The following is a 1964-nucleotide window of genomic DNA, read 5'->3' as shown; positions in this document are numbered from 1 at the left end:
CCTTTGGGTCGTCCGGTGGTACCGGAAGTAAAGATCACATACGCGGTGTCGTCGGGGGTGAGGGGACGCGGCAGCACGGGTGCGTCGGGCGCCCCGTGTTCTATCCGGCCACGAACAGCGTCCTCATCGAGGACCACGGTGACGACGCCCGCGGCGGTGAGCACACCCGCCTGGGCCACCGCCGTCGCACCATCGGTGATGGCCACACGGGCACCGGAGTCCTGGAGGATCGCGGCAATGCGCTCGGCGGGATATCCCGGGTCGACGGGGACATACGCGGCGCCGGCGCGGAGTACCGCGGCGAGGGAGGTCACCAGGTCCGCCGAGCGCGGCAGGGCCACCGCGACCCGGCCACCCACCGCCACGCCCCGCTCGGTCAGGAGATGAGCCAGAGCGTTCACCCGCGCGTCGAACTGCGCATACGCCCACTCCGCACCATCCGCGTCATCCACGACCGCGACCGCCCCGGGAGTACGTGCTACCTGATCCCGGATCAGCGCATCCACCGTCACCGCGGGAACCACCACCCCCGCACCCACCGACCACACACCCACCGACCCGGCATCGGCGTCGGATAGCACCTGAAGATCGGCGATCCGCGTGTCGGGGCGGGCCGCGATCGTGGTGAGGGTTCGTTGTAGGAGAGCGAGGAATCGCTCCGCGGTGCCCGGGTTGAACAGGTCAGTGGCAAAGCTCAGAGACCCAGTGAGGGTGTGCTGGGTCTCGTCCACGTAGATGTCCAGATCCGTCTTGACCGCTCCGAGGGAAGCGCGTTGTTGCCGAGCGGTGACTCCGGGGAGATTGAGCAGGTCGGGCCCGCCGGACAGGTTCTGGTAGGTGAGCATGACCTGGAAGACCGGGTTGCGGGCAGCGGACCGGTCGACGCCGACGGCGGACACGATGTGCTCGAACGGTGCGGCCTGGTGTGCGAGCCCATCCAGCACCGTTTGCCGGGCGCGCCCGAGGAGTTCGCTGATCGTGTCGTCGGGTCGGAGCCGGTGGCGCAGGGGGAGGGTATTGACGAAGTACCCGACTAGGTTCTCCAGGCCGTCCTCAGTGCGGCCCCCGACCGGGGAACCGATCACTACGTCGTTTCCTCCGCCGAGCGCGGAGACCGTCAGCGCGATCGCGGCCTGCACGATCATGAACATGCTCACGCCGTTGTGCTGCGCGGCGCCCCGCAACCCCGTCACAGTCTCGGACGCGACGGCGAACGCGGCATCACCGCCCTGGTGGGTGGGCTCGGCAGGGCGAGACCGGTCCAGGGTGATCGTGGATTCCTCCGGCGCGTCAGCGAGGGCATTACGCCAATAGCTCAAATGCTGAGCGAGTTCGGAATCCGGGTCGGCGGGATCCCCGAGGATGTCTCGTTGCCAGATCGCGTAGTCGGCGTACTGCATTTTCAGTGGCGCCCACCCCGGCTCACAACCGGCCGACCGGGCCTGGTATGCGGTTGACAGGTCCCCCAGCAGCACCGGCAGCGACCACTCGTCCACCGCATGGTGATGCACCGCCAGCACCAGTACCCACTCCGTGCCAGCCTCCCGCAACAAGCCGGCACGGAAGGGAATGTCTGCCGCCAGGTCAAACCCCTGCCGCACGAAGTCGGCGATCCGTTCCTCTACGGCGTCACCCCCGGCACCGGAGAGATCCTCCGGGATCAGCGTGAGGCGAACGCTCGCGTCCTGGGCGGGGACGACCACCTGGCGCAGCCGCCCGTCGTCTTCAACAATCAGGGTTCGCAATGCCTCGTGCCGGGTGACTACATCCTTCACCGCAGCATCAAGTATGCCGACGTCCAGTTCCCCAGACAGGCGAAGCACCATTGGCACCACATACCGGCCCCCCGGCCCGCCCAGGCGATCAATCACCCAGAGGGCTTGCTGTCCGAAGGACGCCGGCAGGTTGGCGGGCCGTGGCAGATCCCCGATTTGCAACGCTGGAATTGTCGAGACGCTCGAGCC

At 67.9% G+C, this 1964-nt stretch carries 1 protein-coding gene; it reads right to left on the bottom strand.

Translation table 11 applies throughout. The annotated features are described in order from the left end of the window. Window positions 1-1871, bottom strand: a 1871-nt coding sequence (locus BBK14_RS13160) for a condensation domain-containing protein (RefSeq protein ID WP_198541259.1), incomplete at its 3' end; no start/stop codon positions are given. Between the last annotated feature and the right edge of the window lie 93 nt (window positions 1872-1964).

Source organism: Parafrankia soli (assembly GCF_001854695.1).
GTDB classification, from domain to species: Bacteria; Actinomycetota; Actinomycetes; order Frankiales; family Frankiaceae; genus Parafrankia; species Parafrankia soli.
This window is presented reverse-complemented; position numbering and strand designations above follow the sequence as displayed.